Raw genomic sequence first — 17,892 nt, forward strand, 5'->3', positions numbered from 1 at the left:
CGATAACGAAATTTGTTTCACAACTATGCTAAAATAGTAGTGAGGTGAAGAGTATGGCTGTCATTACAAAAATAGAAGTACAAAAGCGAACGAAAGAGCGATTCAATATTTATATTGATAAGGGACAAGGAGAAGAATATGGCTTTAGTGTCGATCAAGTTACTTTAATTAAACATGGTTTACAAAAAGGAATCGAAATTGATGACATAGAGCTAACAAGTATTTTATACGATGAAGAAGTGCAAAAGTCCTATTTACAAGCAATATCTTATTTGTCCTATCAGATGAGAACAAAGAAAGAAATAGAAGAATACTTAAGAAAAAAAGAATTTGGGCAAGCCATCATCTCAGAAGTCATTTCAAAACTACTGCATAATCGCTACATTAATGATAAAGAGTATGCCATTTCATACGTGCGGACACATAGTAATGTGAATCGTAAGGGACCGGTAGTTATTAGTCGTGAACTCTTCAGTAAAGGTGTTTCTGATACGATTATTACGTATAGTCTACAGGAGTATCCAAAAGAGAAGCAAATTGAAAATGCTTTTGATATTATTGAGAAAAAGAAGAAATCGTATAAGAAGCATTCGTTTTTACAAATGAAACAAAAGTTAGAAGAAATGTTAGTACGTAAAGGTTATAGCCGTGATGTAATTGGGATATGTTTAGAGGAATTGAAGGATGAACAAGATGATACACAGCAGCAAGAAGCGCTTATCTATCATGGGAATAAGTATCACGAAAAGTATAAAAAGCATGATGGCTGGACGTACGAGAACAAAATGAAGCAGGCTTTATATCGAAAAGGATTTTCGATTGAAGATATAGAGGGATTTTTACAAATGAAACGTGAAGAGGGATGAGGAGACTATGATAAATACACCAAAACGTTATAGTGAAATGACGGAGCATGAATTACGAATGGAAGTTGGTATGTTAAAGGAGAAGGCAACGAAAGCAGAACAGCTAGGGATTGTAAATGAATTTGATGTATTAATGAGAAAGATTGCAATGGCTCGTGCTTATATGATAGATGTGAATGAATTTGCAGTGGGAGAAACATATGAGCTTGCGGAAGAGCCAGGAGTACATTTTACAATTACGTATTTTAATGGTGTATTCGCCTGGGGATATAAACAAGGTGAGAAAGAGGAAATTGGTATCCCAATCTCTCTACTACAAAAGAAATAAAACCTAGAGAAGATTATCTTCTCTAGGTCTCATTCTCGCAGGTGTTAATAAAGTGTTAGCATATTAAAATTGACGCTTTTTAGCTTCGTTTGCCAAAATAATGAGGGCTTGCGTTTGTTGTGTTTGTCCATTTACTTGTGCTTTTGCATGTTTTGGACGTGTCCACGTATGGTTAAACAATTGAGAACGACGGTCTAAATGATCACGATAGCTCACACGTATCACCTCGTTTAGGAAGTTTGTTCAAAATGATAAAATATTAGTTACTCTTCCTCATTGTTTGCAGCACGCATACGTTCTTGAGGATGCGTATTGATTGTGCCATTGGGTCTTTTGGAAGCAAACTGAGATTTTGCTTTCGCTGGACCGTTCATCTTGCTGTTGTTTTTGGATTCAGACCAAATTTCAGCTTGTTTGCCCAAGAAAAACGCCTCCTCATTATCATTTGATACTTGCTAAGAAGTATCAGTTATAGAATGTGCAATATAATAAAAAATATCCTTTATCAGATAAGAAAGAGAAAGAAAAAGCAAAAGAAGGAGTAATCTATATGAACGATATGATTGAAAAATTAACGAATGAGCTACTTGAAAAGAATAGTATGCTTTCATCTTCTCAAGCAAGAGCTTGGATTGAACTATTGTGGGAAGATTTTCAGGCGACGTATGCAAAGACAGGGAGTTACCACGGTGAAGAGATGACGGAAAATGTTGTGAGGGCATGGATCCAAAATCATGGTCCACGTTTACATGAAATTCGTACAAACAATCCGAAATACGCTCATTTAATTAATCGAGATGATCATACAACACATTAAAAGACGACCAATCTTGGTCGTCTTTTAATTTGGAAGTAATTCTAATTTTTTTCTTAATTTTTCCTCGCTGAAAATCCAGCCTGTATAGGAGCTAATGATGTTTAGATCATGATCGAGCTGTACAATTGCAACGAAAGGATAAAAATCTTTGCTACGGTATCGTAAATCAATAAAACGCACTTCGTAATGGTCGGTATGATCAAAAATATCCCACCGGTATACAGGTGAAAATGATAAAAAGGCAGATATGTTTTCATCTTGTTTAGCAGCTGCTATCACTTTGTTATTTGGTAATGGAACTCGCTCGAATTTGTCATATACCATAACATGACCGCGACGAAAACGAGCTACGTAATAATATTTTTTCGTAACAATTGCTAAATGATATTGATAAAAACGATACGATGGTGAAATAATGACTTGTTCAACATCTTCAAATCGTTTATAGATAATGGTTTTAATATTTTGACGCATCACGATACGACCGACGTAATACACAATCATTAAGACATAAGCCGCAGCGCTAACATAACCTTTATGTGCTCCAATTAGTATACAAACGATGGCTAGCGTATGAATAAAGAAAATGACAGTATCAAATGTATTGATAATACCAAGTGCGATCCATCTTTTTGTAAATGGTCGTAGTGCTTGTGTTCCATAGGCGTTAAAAATATCAACAAATACGTGTAGAAAAACAGAGAGAAAAGACCATAACAATAGATGAAGATAAGGGGTCTCTGGAAAGAAAAATAAGGTGAGCCCACTTATAAGAAAAGACCAGAGAATAACAGCTGGAACAGAATGAGTAATGCCGCGATGATTGCGTATATAGGTTGCGTTATTACGCAGTTTTAAGACAGTATCAATATCAGGAACGTTTGAACCGGCAATAGTGGCAAGCATGACAGCTTGTGGACCGAATTCACTTTGACTAATGGCAGGATCTAATGTTGCTAATCCCCCTAATGTTACGCCCATAACGAGATGAGTAGCCGTGTCCATAACAACACCTCCATTTTGTATTAATGTAACTCTTTTTATTCAATATCTCAACAATTTCACTTTATCCCGCATTAACAGTCAGTAAAAGCTCGATTGGTCGGGCCAACCCTCACTGGGGGATGAAGAATCCCCCTGCTGAGTGAAATTTCACTGTATTTAGATTCTGTAAAAGGAATCAGTGCATATTCATTTTGAAATAAAATAGCAATCACTCATCGTATTAGAGGATGAGTAGTTCTATGCGTTAAAAAAAGGAAGCTTCTTCATACTTAAATTTTTTCCTAAAATCTTTATAATAGTACGTATATGTAAAAAATGAGGGGGACCAAGTTTGAAGCTTGAAGTATTACATGATTTTCATATAGAGCAGTTTCAACATGATTTAATTGGTTGGTTTGAAGAAGAGCAGCGTGATTTACCGTGGCGTATTAATAAAGACCCATACCGTGTTTGGGTTTCGGAAATTATGCTTCAGCAAACGAGAGTAGAGGCGGTAAAACCATACTACGCCAATTTTATGGAAAAATTCCCAACGTTAGAAGCGCTTGCAGGTGCGGAAGATGAGGAAGTATTAAAAGCGTGGGAAGGCCTTGGGTATTATTCAAGAGCGAGAAATTTACATGCAGCTGTAAAGGAAGTAAAAGAACAGTACGGTGGGAAAGTACCAAACGATGTGAAAGAAATCGGGAAATTAAAAGGTGTTGGCCCATATACGAAAGGTGCGATTTTAAGTATTGCATACGGTATACCAGAACCAGCTGTAGATGGAAATGTCATGCGGGTATTATCTCGTATTTTATCGATTTGGGATGATATTGCAAAGCCGAAAACACGAAAAATCTTTGAAGATATTGTACGCGAAATTATTTCAAAAGAAAATCCATCTTATTTTAATCAAGGATTAATGGAATTAGGAGCGCTTATTTGTACACCGAAAAGTCCATCTTGTTTGCTGTGTCCAGTACGTGAACATTGCCACGGTTTTATGGAGGGTGTTCAAAAAGAATTACCTGTAAAAAGTAAGGCGAAAGCGCCCAAGAAAGTTCCAATTGTAGCAGCTGTATTGCAAACAGAGGATGGGAAATATGTAGTGAATAAAAGACCAAGTACAGGACTACTTGCGAACATGTGGGAATTCCCGAACGTTGAAATGAGTGCAAGTAGTCGTAGCCATAAACAACAGCTTGTTGATTATGCAAATGAAGTATTTTCACTCCCTGTATGTATTGATGACTATGCAATGAATGTGGAACATACATTTACACATCGTACGTGGGATATTTTTGTATTTTATGGAACGGTAACAGGACCTATTAGTGAAAATGATACATTAAAGACCGTTTCCCCAGAAGAATTTGAGCGTCTTCCAGTTTCAAAATCGCATAAAATAATTTTTGATGAATGTGTGAAAAAGCTCCAGCCATAATGGCTGGAGCTTTTAATCTGCAATAATTTTTGTTCCGTGTGTCCAATCTGCTTCGCTTCTTTTTAAACCACCACGTGCTTCAACTTCTTTTACAATCTCTTTGTAGATGGTTTGTCCTTCTGCATTTAAATACGGCATAATTTGTTGCAAAGAATGGTGAAAATGCATTAGCTCATCTTGTGTCCACTCATCTTTTGAAGTCATGGATAACTCTGTCATATCGCGTCCAACATACATGGAATACACCTCCATCGTGATTAGTTTGAATGAACTTATTTTTCAATATGCGTAAAAAATAAAATTCTTTTTTTTTATAAATTAAACGGATATATTCGGATCATCTTGGTTACATTATCAGTTGTGGAGGTGAGAAGAATGAATAACAACAAACAACAAAACCATGGAAAGCAAGCTTCAGGAGCTAGCATCCAAAGCGTACAACAACAAAACGCTAACTTTGGTACAGAATTCTCAACTGAAAATGCTGCGCATCAAGCTGCACAAGCAGCGAAAAAATCACAAGCTTCTGCAAACGCGCAGAACGCTCAAGGTTCTCAAAACGCTCAAGAATAACAGCGAAAGCACCCCTTACATACGAGGGGTGCTTTTTCAGTTTGGGATTATATAGGTAAAAAACTGTATAAATTATGGATAACGACATAACTTCTAATGAGTCAACAAATGTAGTCAAAGGAAAAGAAGCTTGTAATTCGAAAATATGTAGTAGGTAATCACAAAGAGGAGGAACGTAATGAATTTGTTTGATAACCTTGTTGGAGAACAGCTAAAGACAATGGATGAATTGTTAAAGTTACAAACACACTTAGAGCATTATCAGCAAATTATTAATAGTAAAAATGAAAAAACAGATACGAAAGAGCTTCATTTTATTCGGCAAGAAATATTAAAAACAGAGTTAGAGCTCAAAGCCTTACAGGAGAAGTTTGAAAAACAAACAAAAGCAGTCATTCAATCGTTTGAGAACGAAAAGGCTATTTCAGGATAAGAAGAGCGCTTTAGTTTTAAAATTGTGACAAAAACGCTATAATAAAGAGAAAAAGTGAATACGGCTCAGTAAATATAGTAGTCAAAAAGGGTAGTTGTCGAATATACAACTTTAGAAGAGCGTTCACAATGAAAGAAGGGAGAATTTATGGGGTTTCCCAGAGAAGGAGAAAAAATTCAAATACATAGTTATAAACATAATGGGTCTATTCATAGAATGTGGGAAGAAACGACAGTTTTAAAAGGGACGCAAAGCTTAGTAATTGGTGCAAATGATTGTACGGTTGTAACGGAGGCTGATGGAAGAACATGGGTTACACGTGAACCGGCAATTTGTTATTTTCACGCAGATTATTGGTTTAATATTATTGGCATGTTAAGGCAAGAAGGCGTGTATTATTATTGTAATTTAAGCTCACCATTTGCCTATGATTCTGAGGCTTTAAAGTATATTGACTATGACTTAGATATTAAAGTATACCCTGATATGACACATGTCCTGCTTGATGAAGATGAATATGAAAAGCATCGGGAAGTGATGAATTATCCAGCTGTGATTGATACAATTTTAAAGCGAAATGTAGAACATTTAACGCAGTGGATTCATCAAAGAAAGGGGCCGTTTGCTCCTGATTTTATTGATATGTGGTACGAAAGATATTTAATGCATAGAGATTAAAACAAACCTGCTGGATAACCCTGCAGGTTTGTCCTGTTAGAGGGGGAATTATATGACCGTAATGAAACGTTACTTACAATTTGTAAAACCGTATCGTTTATTAATCGGAATTACGATTGTGATTGGTATTATAAAATTTAGTATCCCACTTATTATGCCGTGGTTATTAAAATATATCATTGATGATGTGATTCAAGGTGGAGGAACGTTGCAAGAGAAAACATCACAGCTCTTTTATGCAATTGGTATTGCTTTCTTTATTTTTGCTATTTTACGACCACCTATTGAATATTTGCGTCAGTATTTTGCACAGCGTATTGGAAATGTAGTGTTATATGACTTACGAAAGCATACATTTTCTCATTTGCAAAAGTTGAGCTTGCGCTATTATTCAAACACAAAAACTGGTGAAATTATTTCGCGTGTTATCCATGATATAGAACAAACAAAAGACTTTGTTATCACAGGGTTAATGAATGTTTGGCTTGATATAATAACTATTTTCATCGCAGTAGCCGTGATGTTTGCGATGAATGTAAAATTAACTTTAGTAGCATTATTAATCTTGCCGATTTATGTAGTTGCCGTAAAATATTTTTTCAGCCGCCTTCGAAGGTTTACAAAAGTGCGCTCACAAGCATTAGCAACAATGCAAGGATATTTGCATGAAAGAGTGCAGGGAATGCAAGTAACGAGAAGCTTTGCGCTTGAAGAATATGAAAAGGAACAGTTTGAAAAGACAAATACAAACTTTTTAAATAAGGCGTTAACACATACGAGCTGGACAGCGCGTACATTTTCGACGGTTAACACATTAACAGATCTTGGACCACTTATTGTAATCGCATTTTCTGCGTATGAAGTGATTCATGGCTCTTTAACGCTAGGGACAATGGTTGCATTTGTTGGGTATATGGATAGTTTATATAGCCCACTCCGCCGCCTTGTGAATTCTTCTACAACACTTACACAGTCTTTCGCATCTATGGATCGTGTATTTGAATTATTAGATGAAGAATATGATATTGTGAATCGTTCGGATGCAAAAAATCGTGCTGAAATACAAGGTGAAGTTATTTTTCAAAATGTATCTTTTGCATATAATAAAGGAGATCAAAAAGTATTAAAGGAAATTTCTTTTTCTATTAAACCCGGAGAAAAAGTGGCGCTTGTTGGAGGAAGTGGAGGAGGGAAATCTTCTCTTGCAAACTTAATCCCTCGTTTTTATGATGTTTCTAACGGTGCAATTTATATAGATGGTCTTGATGTAAGAGATTATGATATACACAATTTAAGGAATCATATTGGCATTGTTTTACAAGATAATATTTTATTTAGTGATACAGTTGAGGAAAATATTTTATACGGAAAACCAGAAGCAACAAAAAGAGAAGTAATTGCAGCTGCAAAAGCTGCACAAATTCATGAATATATTATGAGTCTGCCAAATGGTTACGATACAGTTGTTGGTGAAAGAGGTGTAAAGCTTTCGGGGGGACAACGACAACGCATTGCAATTGCACGTGTCTTTTTGAAAAATCCATCGCTCCTTATTTTAGACGAAGCCACTTCAGCACTTGATTTAGAAAATGAGCGCTATATTCAAGAAGCTTTGCAACACTTGGCGGCTGATCAAACGACCATTATTATTGCTCATCGCCTATCGACTATTACACATGTGGATAAAATCATTTATGTGGAAAGTGGGGAAGTTAAGGAAATGGGCTCTCATGAGGAATTAATGAATAAGAAGAGTTATTATTATCACTTATACACAATGCAACATGTGGGAGAAGTGAATTGTTCATAAGAAAAAGGATGTTCGAAACGTTTTGTGTTTCGAACATCCTTTTGTTGTATATTATCATTCATCTTCTTGCTTTTGTTGTATATTATCATTCATCTTCTTGCTTTTCTTGTATTTGTAATTCATTCTCTGGATTATGATATGTGTAGAAACTATCAACGAGTAAATCTAAATGTTCAACTTCTTCTCCATAATTAATAATAGCTGAAATGAGGGGGAAGAGATGTAACCATGTTTTATATGCTTCTTCATCATCTTTGTTTTGGTAGTTCATAAATATATCAAGTAATTCTTCTCTGCATGTAAACACTTCATCTAGCATTTCAACAGATTGTTGCTTCTTTGCTTTCCCGATAAATTTTAACAGCACTTGTTCATGGTAGTTAGTTAAGGAATCAAGCTCATTTTGAATCGATTCTTGGAATGATTCTGGCATATGACGAAGTTCGTTTTCCGTGCGATGCAGTGCTTTTAATGTATTTAAAGCACGGCTTGTCGTTGCTAACATTTGTCTAAACAAGACGAGTTTACGAATTTTTGCAAAACGTATTTTTTTCGTATAACTTCTTTCTTCTTTATATAACAAGTAGAAATGATTTAATTTAATCATTTTCTCTTTCATACGATCGATGTCTGTTTTTAACGTTGTAAAGTCAGATGCTTGCCTACTACTCATGCGAATCCACTTCAGAATTTCTTCTGTATTATCAACAATGCGGTGATAGAGCTTTGTTTCGTATTTTGGTGGCATAAACAATAGATTTACAACTGAAGCAGCGATAATTCCAATCATGATTGTAGCAAAGCGAAGTAAGGCAAAATCAAAGAAATTATCACCTTGATACTCCATAATCGCAATTACAGTTACTAATGCGATAGGAATTGTGTTTTCTAAGTGTAATTGTAATGTAAGTGCAATTACCAATATACATGTTAATCCGATAATAAAAGGGTTGTTTCCGAATGTAAACATGAATACAATTGCAAAGACTGCGCCGATTACATTTGCCTGAATTTGCTCAAGGGCTGTTAAATATGAGCGATAGACAGACGGTTGTACGGCAAAAATAGCTGAAATCCCTGCAAATACTGGACTTGGAAGTTCAAGTAATATACAGGCAAATAGAGCTAGTGTGATGGCAATACCCGTTTTTAAAATGCGAGCACCAAGTTTCATACTCTTTTTAGTATCCTTTCTCTTCTTCAGAATGAATGTACAACATGATACTATACATTCATTACAATATGTTAGCAAGTGATATTTTAGTGAAAAAACCTGCTGATAGGCAGCAGGTTTTTAAATTATTGTATAGATTACTACGGTGTATAGATATCGTCAATAGAAAAGATTTTTTTAATATTAACGTGCTGTAGAACTCCCATCTTTATACTTGAAAGAAGAAATGAAATTTAGTAGGGAGAGTGAGAGCGCGTAAAAGCCCGATTAGTCGGGCTGACACTCAGTGGGGGATGACGAACCCCTCCACTGAGTGAAGTTTCACTTTATATCACTTTGGATACTTTTTTGTGAGTATGTTACTCTGTTGAGATAGATGGATCTGCTTGTTCTTTCTTTGGAATAATTTCATAAAAGTGTGCATGGACATCATCTAGTAACGGATTCAGTAAGGCGATTTCTTCATATTGTTCATGTTCATTTAAGACACGTATATAGTCTAATAAGAGTTCGCTAACATTAGTAATGCCAGCGCTGCTGAGAGGTTGTAATGTTACGTTCGCACCTTTTGCAATTCTTCTCTTTAAGGCCGCTTCTGTTAAACCAAGCTCTGGTTTATGGCGTAAATAAACAACACCACCTGTCATACCAGCGCAAATCCATGGACCAGGATCACCAAGAACGAGCGCGCGTCCATTTGTCATATATTCAAAAGCAAATCCTTTTATATTCGCATGGACACCTAAGTTCCCGTATTCTTCTGTTGGGATTGGTTTTGTTATTCTTCCACCAATAATCATGTCTGCGCCAGATAAGCGAATGCCTGCCCTTGCATCGGCGTTACCTTGTACGTACAGAGCTCCTTTTTGAGCGCCATATCCAAATCCTTTTCCGACAGAGCCGTTGTAGTAAGTGTCATTTCTTCCTTTAGCTTTTGTAATATAAATACCGCCACCAAAAGCCGTCTTTCCAATACCATCTTGTGCACCACCATTAACATGGATAAATAAATTTTCGCTATTGTAAGCGCCAAGACCATTACCAGGTACAGAGCCGTTTGTATATTTTAACGTAATAGGCTCTAAAGTGTGGTTTTTATATAATTTGTCGCGCACCCGGTAGCAAGATTCCATTCCGCCCATCACTCGCTGGTCTACCCCAACACCAACAAGTTCTTTCGACTCAATGGAATGAGCTAAGGCGTTATCTTGCCCTTGTGACGATTTTGCTGTAATAGCAGGGGAAGTGTTGTCTAGCACTTGTAATAAGTAGTATAAGTTAAGGGCGTCTGTTCCTTGTACCTGTTCTAATAAATCAGAGCGACCTACGATTTGTTGTAAATTCGTAAAGCCAAGTTGTCCTGTTAATCTCTTTAACTCTGTTCCGAAAGCTGTGAATAAATTTAATAATCCTGCAACTGCATGTTCAAAATCCCTTGGAACGAAGCGACGTAAACCATGCTCTTTTGCTTGCGCTTCTGATTCGATTTGCGTCGCGATTCCAACGTGACACGTATCTAAATGACAGCCGCGACAGGTTGTGCAGCCGATAGCAATCATTGAGAGTGTGCCAAATCCAATGCGGTTTGCACCAAGAAGCATGATCTTTAACGCATCTAATGCACTTCGAATACCACCATCAGCCCAAATTTCTACGTTATGTCGCATTCCGGATTCTAATAAAGCGTTATGAGCCGCTTTTACCCCGATTTCAACAGGAAGTCCAACGTGCTGTAAGGCATGAATACGAGCCGCACCTGTTCCGCCATCAAATCCACTAATATTAATAAAATCAGCGCCGGCCTTTGCGATACCTACAGCAATTGTTCCGATATTTGGAACGACAGGGACCTTTACAGCTACTTTGGCATGCTGGTTGGCCGTTTTGATTTCAGTAATGATTTGCGCTAAATCTTCAATTGAATAAATATCATGGTTATTAGAAGGAGAGATTAAGTCGGATCCAATTGTTGCGTTACGAGCCTCCGCAATTTTTGCAGTTACTTTTGAGCCAGGTAAATGCCCGCCTTCACCAGGTTTTGCGCCTTGGCCAATTTTTATTTCAATTAAGTTTGATGAATTTAGTAATTCAGCATTCACTCCAAAACGACCAGAAGCGATTTGTTGTCCGCGTGTACGCGGGTATTTACCGATCATATCTTTAATTTCGCCGCCTTCACCATTTAAGCTAATCATATTAAGTCTTTCAGCAGCTTCAGCATAAGCACGAAATGCCGTTTCGTTTTGAGAACCAAATGACATAGAGCTAATAATAAATGGTAAGTGATGATTACCTACTTCAATGGAAACTTGTTCAGTTGGTATCGTGTTATTCGTATCTTTTAGTTTCATTAAGTGGCGAATTGTTGTTGGGTTCTTTTCTTCTAACTCATCTAATTTCTCACGGTAATCATCATAGGCATTTCCTTTTGCGATATCCCCAATCGATTTCCAAATACGCGGGAAGGTGTGAAATGTTTTTCTCATACGTGCTTTTTCATTTGTATAATCTAGCGCTCTCATTTTTGCATCTGCTGTTAGTGATTGTAGTGAAAAGGAGGCAACGTCTGAACCGAGAAAATTTGTGATATCCAGTATGTCTGCGATTTCTTCATGCATACCAATAGAAGAGAAGAGTCGACCATAACCGCGCAATTCGTGAATTCCAATTGTTGAAATTACTTTTTCCATGCCTTTATTTAAAGAATGATATAAATTTGTTATTGGTTTTGTTGTTTCATCATTTACTGTTGCAAACATAAGATAAGGATTAATTACATCAGCACCAAAGCCGTATAAAGTAATAATATCGTGTAAGGAACGTAGTGCTCCGGAACGTACTACGATTGCGCAATTACGACGTACTGTATGATTTACAAGCTCTTTATTTATTTTAGATGTTAGTAAATGTGGATCAATCCAAAGCTTGTTATGATGGTGTGCTTGCTGATCATCAAGAATTAACAAAGATGCGCCGTTTTGAACAGCTAATACAGCCTCTTGTCCTAACCGGTGCAATGCTTCCTGTAATGTTTCATTCTCTGTAAATGTTGCAGAAAGGGTGTAGGAAGAATTTTTTTTAGAAAATAAATAGATAAGTTGTTCATATGTGAGTGTCTCAAGTTGTTTTGCAGTTTGTTGTCCAGTTATCCCTTCTAATACAATTGGTGTTGGGAGTTCAATTACAAAGGGGTGATCTTTTGTGCCGTGTAAGCTTGGTCGTGTGCCTACAATGACTCGAGTGGAAAAATGTTCTACTTCCCGATCTCTATCAATTGCAGGGTTCGTTACGACAGCAACGCTTTCTTTTATAAAATCAGCGATATTACGTCTTCCGTTATCTAGGGCAGCAAGAGGAGCGTCGTGTCCTAAAGAGCGAATAGGTTCAGCACCTTTTTCAGCCATTTGTTCAAGGAGTTGAATATGCTCTCGGTCCCATCCAAATGCCACGTATTGTTCATTTTTCACTTCAGTTGCAGATGGTAAAAGGGTCAGTTCTTCCACTTGTGGGATGGATAAATGATTACGATAATTTTTCAAGTCAATTCGTTCATTCATACGTGCATATACTTCTTTTTGGTATGCGTCGTATTCATATAGAACGAGTTCTCCTTTTGGATTCCATTTTAAGCCGATTTTCTCGCCTGGTGATAGAGATTTTGGTTCTGCTACATATTCAGTTGGTGAAATAACACCTGGTTCAGAAGAGAAAATATAAGAACTTTCTGTTTCGACTTTCCAAACAGGTCGTAAACCGAGGGAGTCCACACTGAATACTGCTTCATCTTTATATCTAGAAATAATGCCAGCTGGCCCTTGTGCGAAATGGCCCCAAGCTTCGCGTATATACGTATATAAATCTTGCATGTGAGTTTTATACAATTTTATTTCATTAATAATTGGTGGGAATAATATATCCATTGCTTCAAATAAGCTATAGTTATAACGAATGAGAAGTGTTTCTAAGGTGCGGTTTAAATCTTGTGAGTCGCTGCCATCAATTGTAAGTGGTACATCAATCATTTCAGCTTGATCGCGCAGCTTTGCAATCGTATTAATTTCTCCGTTATGTCCAAGGATGCTAAATGGCTGAACACGGAAGAAATTTGATAATGTATTTGTAGAATAACGATTGTGTCCAAGTGTCATCGTAGATGCGATTAGTGGATGTTGTAGGTCATTATAGTAAGCTACAAGTGTATCGCCAGCTCCAAGTACTTTATAGACGACATAATCATGGCTCAGTGAAGCGACGTGAATATGTTCATTTTGTTCAATTGCTATTGTTAAAGAAAATAGTAGTGGATCTATATTGTCTCTTTGCGTCTCCGGAATAACAGCAACTTGTAGAAAAGTGGGTTCTTCTTGTTTTCCAAGAGGTCCAAGTGATTCTGAATTTGTTACATTTGTATCTTCAAAAAGGACTGTGAAATTTTCACTTTGTAATACGGAATGAATATGATTTTTTAATGTAGTAGCATCAGCTTTTTTGCTTAGAAAAAAATGCCCAACTACAAATTGTGGATGCTCTACTAAATCGGAATCGTAACCAGATTGAGTTAGTTTTGTTCTCCAAAGTGCTTTGGGCAAGTCAATGTGAATACCAATTCCATCACCCTCACCATTAATAAAACCAGCGCGATGATTCATCTTTACAAGCGATTGTATGCAGAGATCAATGTTTTCTTTTGTTGGAATATTGTTTTTCTCCATAACGGAAACGATTCCACACGCATCATGCTCAGCCTTTGAAAAATCTCGAAATAAAGACGGTGTCCATTTTTGTTTGTTTTTGACCATCCGTCAATCCCCCCTCGTTCAAAAAGATTAAATAATCTGAAATATTAAGGTGTATAACACCGTATAATTGAGCTTGTTTTTGTAATACGTCGCTATTTAAATTCAGATAATTATGAATAATTATACTATCAATGCAACATTTATGAAATAGAAAAAAGAAAAAAATAGGGGAGTGCCCTATTTTTTTCTTTTTTAAATTATATGTTAAACGTGAGATAACGCTTTGAATGCACGACCAACCGCTTCGATTGTGTACGTAATATCTTCTTTTGTATGTTCAGTTGTTAAGAACCATGCTTCATATTTTGATGGTGCTAAATTAATACCTTCATGAAGCATAAGCTTAAAGAACTTACCAAACATTTCTCCATCTGTATTTTGTGCACCGTCGTAGTCTTCGATTACATCTTTTGTAAAGTATACTGTTAGAGCACCTTTTAGGCGATTTACGGTAATATCAATATTATGCATTTCTGCTTGTTTAAGAATTCCTTCTTCAAGCATAGCTCCTAGTTCGTCCAATTTTTCATAAACGCCTTCTTGTTTTAGCACTTCTAAGCAGGCAATACCAGCAGACATAGAAGCGGGATTTCCAGCCATTGTACCAGCTTGATATGCTGGGCCAAGTGGTGCAACTTGTTCCATAATTTCTTTCTTACCACCGTATGCTCCGATTGGAAGTCCTCCACCAATCACTTTTCCAAGCGCCGTTAAGTCTGGTGTTACGCTAAGTAAGTCTTGCGCACCGCCATACATAAAGCGAAAAGCGGTAATAACTTCATCGTAAATAACTAATGCTCCAGCTGCATGTGAAAGTTCATTAATTTTTTCAAGGAAACCAGGCTTTGGTTCGACAATCCCGAAGTTCCCAACAATCGGCTCAACAAGAATTGCTGCTACTTCATGTCCCCATTTATCTAAAGCTGCTTTTAAAGCTTCTTCATTGTTAAAAGGAACGGTAATAACTTCTTGGGCAATACTTTGTGGTACACCAGCTGAATCTGGAGTGCCAAGAGTAGATGGACCAGAGCCAGCTGCAACTAATACTAAATCTGAATGTCCATGATAACAACCAGCGAACTTCATAATTTTTGTGCGACCGGTATAAGCGCGTGCAACACGAATTGTTGTCATAACAGCTTCTGTTCCGGAGTTTACGAAGCGTACTTTGTCTAGTGCAGGCATTGCTTCTTTTAACATTTTTGCAAACTTTACTTCTAGTGCTGTTGGTGTTCCGAATAAAACGCCATTTTCAGCGGCTGTTTTAATAGCATCTGTAATATGTGGATGTGCGTGTCCTGTAACAATTGGACCATAGGCAGCTAAGTAGTCGATATATTTGTTACCATCGACATCCCAAAAATAAGCTCCTTTACCGCGTTCCATTGCCACTGGTGAACCACCACCAACTGCTTTGTATGAGCGAGAAGGACTATTTACACCACCAACAATGTGTTCTAAAGCTTCTTTATGTAATGCTTCTGACTTTGTGAATTTCACTACTGTTCATCTCCTTACAAAAATCTATGTCCATTTTAACATGTTTTTTTCAAACATATCGTTTTGAGTCATTACAGTTAGGAAAGAAATTCTTCTATAAAGTAATTGTCGTCGTAAATAAACTTTTTTCATCATACAAATAAAATGAGGTGGAGGACATGTTATGGGGAGTCATTTTGTTACTTGCAGCTCTTGCTGTATTTAGAAGCGTACAGATATTATGGAATTCAGCAGGGGAAACGAATCGGTTTTTTTCATTTTATAATCTTGTTTCATTATTTTTGATTTATACAACAGTCATGATTGCATTTGCATTAAGTTACGTTGTGCTAGAAGAGAGTGGCTTTAATGTTTTGCGTGAAGAAGGAAAAATATTAACAGTTCATTCGTTTCAGCTCGTAGAAGTATGTTTATATTTTAGTGCAGTAACATTACTATCTGTTGGGTATGGAGATGTAACGCCTATTGGAATCGGAAGATGGATTGCGATTGTAGAAGCATTAATGGGATATACAATGCCATTTGCTTTTGTTGTTCGTACAGTTATGGAAAAAGAAAAATAAAGTAAAACTTCAATTAGTGGTTTTGTTGATTGTTATCCCATTAATGCGTGATAAATCGAGATTTGTTATGATAGTGAAAAAAGAGAAGGAAGTGGTAAGGGTGATTGCAGTAGGACAGATGGCACCAGATTTTACATTAGAAAATAGTAATGGAGAAGAAGTTAAGTTATCTCAGTTCCGGGGGAAAAACATCGTTTTATATTTTTATCCAAAAGATATGACGCCAGGCTGCACGACACAAGCTTGTGATTTCCGTGATGCTTATGGAATCTTTACAGAGAAAGATACGGTGATTGTTGGGATTAGTCCAGATCCGGCAAATAGACATTTAAAATTCATCGAAAAACATGAACTCCCATTTCTTTTATTAGTCGATACGGAGCATGAAGTAGCGGAGCTCTATAATGTATGGAAATTGAAGAAAAACTTTGGAAAAGAATATATGGGAATTGAGCGTTCTACATTTTTAATTAATAAAGAGGGAGAGCTTGTTAAGGAGTGGCGTAAAGTTAAGGTAAAAGGGCACGTGGAAGAAGTACTTTCTTATATAAAAGAATAAATGTGTATAGGGAGGCTAGTGTCTATACAATTGTCGTACAATTTCATATGTTAAAGTGTAGGGCATACCTCCTCAGATGACAGTTTTCTAAGTGCGAGTATTTCTCGCACTTTTTTTAATCGTACATATGAATAACAAAGGTCGGTTTGATATAAGAATAAAAATAGGTAGGAAATAAATTGTATAGAGGTAGTGGGGATATTGACGAGTGAAAAGAAAAAGAGTACACTATTTATAAATATTACAAAGTAATAATCCGTATAGAATTGGGGGCATGACGGTGGTTAAAGAAGAATTAAAAGAAGCGCTGGAAATGTTGAAAGATACGGGTGTACGCATTACTCCACAACGTCATGCTATTTTAGAGTACCTTGTGGAATCTATGACGCATCCAACAGCGGATGAAATTTACAAAGCATTAGAAGGTAAATTTCCGAATATGAGTGTTGCAACAATTTATAATAATCTACGTGTATTTAAAGATGTAGGTCTTGTGAAGGAACTTACGTATGGAGATGCTTCTAGTAGATTTGATTATGTAACAAGTCAACATTACCATGTAATTTGTGAAAAATGTGGTAAAATTGTTGATTTTCCATACGCTGGCTTAGAGGCAATTGAAGAAGAGGCTGCAAAAGTGACAGGCTTTGTTATCAATAGTCATCGCTTGGAGATTTACGGGACATGTGAAGAATGTCATAAGAAATAATAGATTAAAGAAGGTGGATACATGTACCCACCTTCTTTTTAATTTATCCCGCTATTTACGGGATAACACTCAGTGGGGGATGGAGAACTCCCCCACTGAGTGAAGTTTCTCTTTATATTCTATAGTTCTTCCTATTGTATTTTTCATCAAACTCTTTACCTTCTAAATCTCTATCTAACGTGAGAGGTTGGTTGCAATGCATACAAGCATCGACACGTCCAAGTATTTTCGTTGCCTTCTCACAGCTTGGACATATAACTTGGACAGTTTTTGTTGATAACATACCAATCCAAAAGTAAACAACAGTGCTGGCGATGACTGCTAAAAAGCCAACCATCATAAAAGTTGTCATAACTAGGATGTTTTCACGAAAAAAAACACCTAAATAAGCGATAAAAAGGCCAATAAATACTAAACTGAGGGCAAAGGTTCGAATCTTATTAATCTTATTAGAATATTTAAAGCTCACTATCCTCACACTCCTTATATTAAATAATATAACATATGATTTTGAATTTTTGGACAAATCAACTTATTATGTGAGGTGTATTTCGTTTGTGGCCAAAAAACGGGATGTGAAATTTTTTTCGAAAAAGCATTGACCGTCAAGAACGGTCATGCTATATTAATAAACGTCGCTGATGCACAACAG

General features: G+C 36.6%; 19 protein-coding genes. 11 read left to right on the forward strand and 8 right to left on the reverse strand.

Annotated elements, in window-relative coordinates:
• Positions 1-53: 53 nt before the first annotated feature.
• Positions 54-866 (forward strand): recombination regulator RecX, encoded by an 813-nt coding sequence (recX, locus tag BAMA_RS11710; RefSeq protein WP_034639185.1) that lies wholly within the window; start codon positions 54-56, stop codon positions 864-866.
• Between the two features lie 10 nt (positions 867-876).
• Positions 877-1,194: a YfhH family protein gene (locus BAMA_RS11715; protein WP_034639223.1), complete on the forward strand. Its 318-nt coding sequence runs from the start codon at positions 877-879 to the stop codon at positions 1,192-1,194.
• Between the two features lie 63 nt (positions 1,195-1,257).
• Here the strand turns inward: BAMA_RS11715 and BAMA_RS24020 are convergent, their stop codons facing one another.
• Both BAMA_RS24020 and sspK read right to left on the reverse strand, forming a co-directional pair.
• Complete coding sequence (locus tag BAMA_RS24020; protein WP_084157977.1) at positions 1,258-1,410, reverse strand: YpzG family protein; 153 nt, start codon at positions 1,408-1,410, stop codon at positions 1,258-1,260.
• 47 nt (positions 1,411-1,457) lie between these two features.
• A complete protein-coding gene (gene sspK / locus BAMA_RS11720) occupies positions 1,458-1,616 on the reverse strand; it encodes a small, acid-soluble spore protein K (RefSeq protein WP_034639188.1) in 159 nt (52 codons plus the stop codon).
• Positions 1,617-1,744: 128 nt separating this feature from the next.
• Here sspK and BAMA_RS11725 point away from each other — a divergent pair, with 128 nt between their 5' ends.
• Positions 1,745-2,011 (forward strand): YfhJ family protein, encoded by a 267-nt coding sequence (locus BAMA_RS11725; RefSeq protein WP_034639225.1) that lies wholly within the window; start codon positions 1,745-1,747, stop codon positions 2,009-2,011.
• Positions 2,012-2,035: 24 nt separating this feature from the next.
• On the opposite strand, the gene BAMA_RS11730 is transcribed toward BAMA_RS11725, so the two are convergent.
• On the reverse strand, positions 2,036-3,016 hold the full coding sequence (locus tag BAMA_RS11730) for a metal-dependent hydrolase (protein WP_034639189.1): 981 nt from the start codon (positions 3,014-3,016) through the stop codon (positions 2,036-2,038).
• 331 nt (positions 3,017-3,347) lie between these two features.
• Here BAMA_RS11730 and mutY point away from each other — a divergent pair, with 331 nt between their 5' ends.
• Positions 3,348-4,442, forward strand: a complete 1,095-nt coding sequence (gene mutY / locus BAMA_RS11735) for an A/G-specific adenine glycosylase (RefSeq protein WP_034639190.1) — start codon at positions 3,348-3,350, stop codon at positions 4,440-4,442.
• Positions 4,443-4,454: 12 nt separating this feature from the next.
• On the opposite strand, the gene BAMA_RS11740 is transcribed toward mutY, so the two are convergent.
• Positions 4,455-4,679, reverse strand: coding sequence for a hypothetical protein (locus BAMA_RS11740; protein WP_034639191.1), 225 nt, complete (start codon positions 4,677-4,679; stop codon positions 4,455-4,457).
• A 138-nt stretch (positions 4,680-4,817) separates the two neighbouring features.
• Between BAMA_RS11740 and BAMA_RS11745 the strand changes: the two genes are divergently transcribed.
• The 4 genes from BAMA_RS11745 (at position 4,818) to BAMA_RS11760 (ending at position 7,936) form a co-directional block, all read left to right on the forward strand.
• Positions 4,818-5,015 carry a hypothetical protein gene (locus tag BAMA_RS11745; RefSeq protein ID WP_051758932.1) on the forward strand — a complete coding sequence of 66 codons (198 nt, stop codon included), beginning with the start codon at positions 4,818-4,820 and terminating at the stop codon, positions 5,013-5,015.
• A gap of 178 nt (positions 5,016-5,193) precedes the next feature.
• Positions 5,194-5,448, forward strand: a complete 255-nt coding sequence (locus BAMA_RS11750) for a YgaB family protein (protein ID WP_034639192.1) — start codon at positions 5,194-5,196, stop codon at positions 5,446-5,448.
• A gap of 147 nt (positions 5,449-5,595) precedes the next feature.
• Entirely contained in the window at positions 5,596-6,126 is a 531-nt protein-coding gene (gene ntdP / locus BAMA_RS11755) for a nucleoside tri-diphosphate phosphatase (RefSeq protein WP_034639193.1), read from the forward strand.
• Between the two features lie 52 nt (positions 6,127-6,178).
• Positions 6,179-7,936, forward strand: coding sequence for an ABC transporter ATP-binding protein (locus BAMA_RS11760; RefSeq protein ID WP_034639194.1), 1,758 nt, complete (start codon positions 6,179-6,181; stop codon positions 7,934-7,936).
• Between the two features lie 85 nt (positions 7,937-8,021).
• Here the strand turns inward: BAMA_RS11760 and BAMA_RS11765 are convergent, their stop codons facing one another.
• From BAMA_RS11765 to BAMA_RS11775, 3 genes are all read right to left on the reverse strand, one after another.
• Entirely contained in the window at positions 8,022-9,110 is a 1,089-nt protein-coding gene (locus BAMA_RS11765; RefSeq protein ID WP_034639195.1) for an aromatic acid exporter family protein, read from the reverse strand.
• Between the two features lie 359 nt (positions 9,111-9,469).
• Positions 9,470-13,909: a glutamate synthase-related protein gene (locus BAMA_RS11770; RefSeq protein ID WP_034639196.1), complete on the reverse strand. Its 4,440-nt coding sequence runs from the start codon at positions 13,907-13,909 to the stop codon at positions 9,470-9,472.
• A gap of 204 nt (positions 13,910-14,113) precedes the next feature.
• Positions 14,114-15,409, reverse strand: coding sequence for a glutamate-1-semialdehyde 2,1-aminomutase (locus tag BAMA_RS11775; RefSeq protein WP_034639197.1), 1,296 nt, complete (start codon positions 15,407-15,409; stop codon positions 14,114-14,116).
• Between the two features lie 158 nt (positions 15,410-15,567).
• On the opposite strand from BAMA_RS11775, the gene BAMA_RS11780 reads away from it, so the two are divergent.
• The 3 genes from BAMA_RS11780 (at position 15,568) to perR (ending at position 17,240) form a co-directional block, all read left to right on the forward strand.
• Positions 15,568-15,972, forward strand: coding sequence for a potassium channel family protein (locus BAMA_RS11780; RefSeq protein ID WP_034639198.1), 405 nt, complete (start codon positions 15,568-15,570; stop codon positions 15,970-15,972).
• 100 nt (positions 15,973-16,072) lie between these two features.
• Positions 16,073-16,531 carry a thioredoxin-dependent thiol peroxidase gene (gene bcp / locus BAMA_RS11785; RefSeq protein WP_034639228.1) on the forward strand — a complete coding sequence of 153 codons (459 nt, stop codon included), beginning with the start codon at positions 16,073-16,075 and terminating at the stop codon, positions 16,529-16,531.
• A gap of 280 nt (positions 16,532-16,811) precedes the next feature.
• Positions 16,812-17,240, forward strand: a complete 429-nt coding sequence (gene perR / locus BAMA_RS11790) for a peroxide-responsive transcriptional repressor PerR (RefSeq protein ID WP_200874680.1) — start codon at positions 16,812-16,814, stop codon at positions 17,238-17,240.
• A gap of 112 nt (positions 17,241-17,352) precedes the next feature.
• On the opposite strand, the gene BAMA_RS11795 is transcribed toward perR, so the two are convergent.
• A complete protein-coding gene (locus tag BAMA_RS11795; RefSeq protein WP_034639200.1) occupies positions 17,353-17,709 on the reverse strand; it encodes a YgzB family protein in 357 nt (118 codons plus the stop codon).
• Between the last annotated feature and the right edge of the window lie 183 nt (positions 17,710-17,892).

The organism is Bacillus manliponensis (assembly GCF_000712595.1).
Classification (GTDB): Bacteria; Bacillota; Bacilli; order Bacillales; family Bacillaceae_G; genus Bacillus_A; species Bacillus_A manliponensis.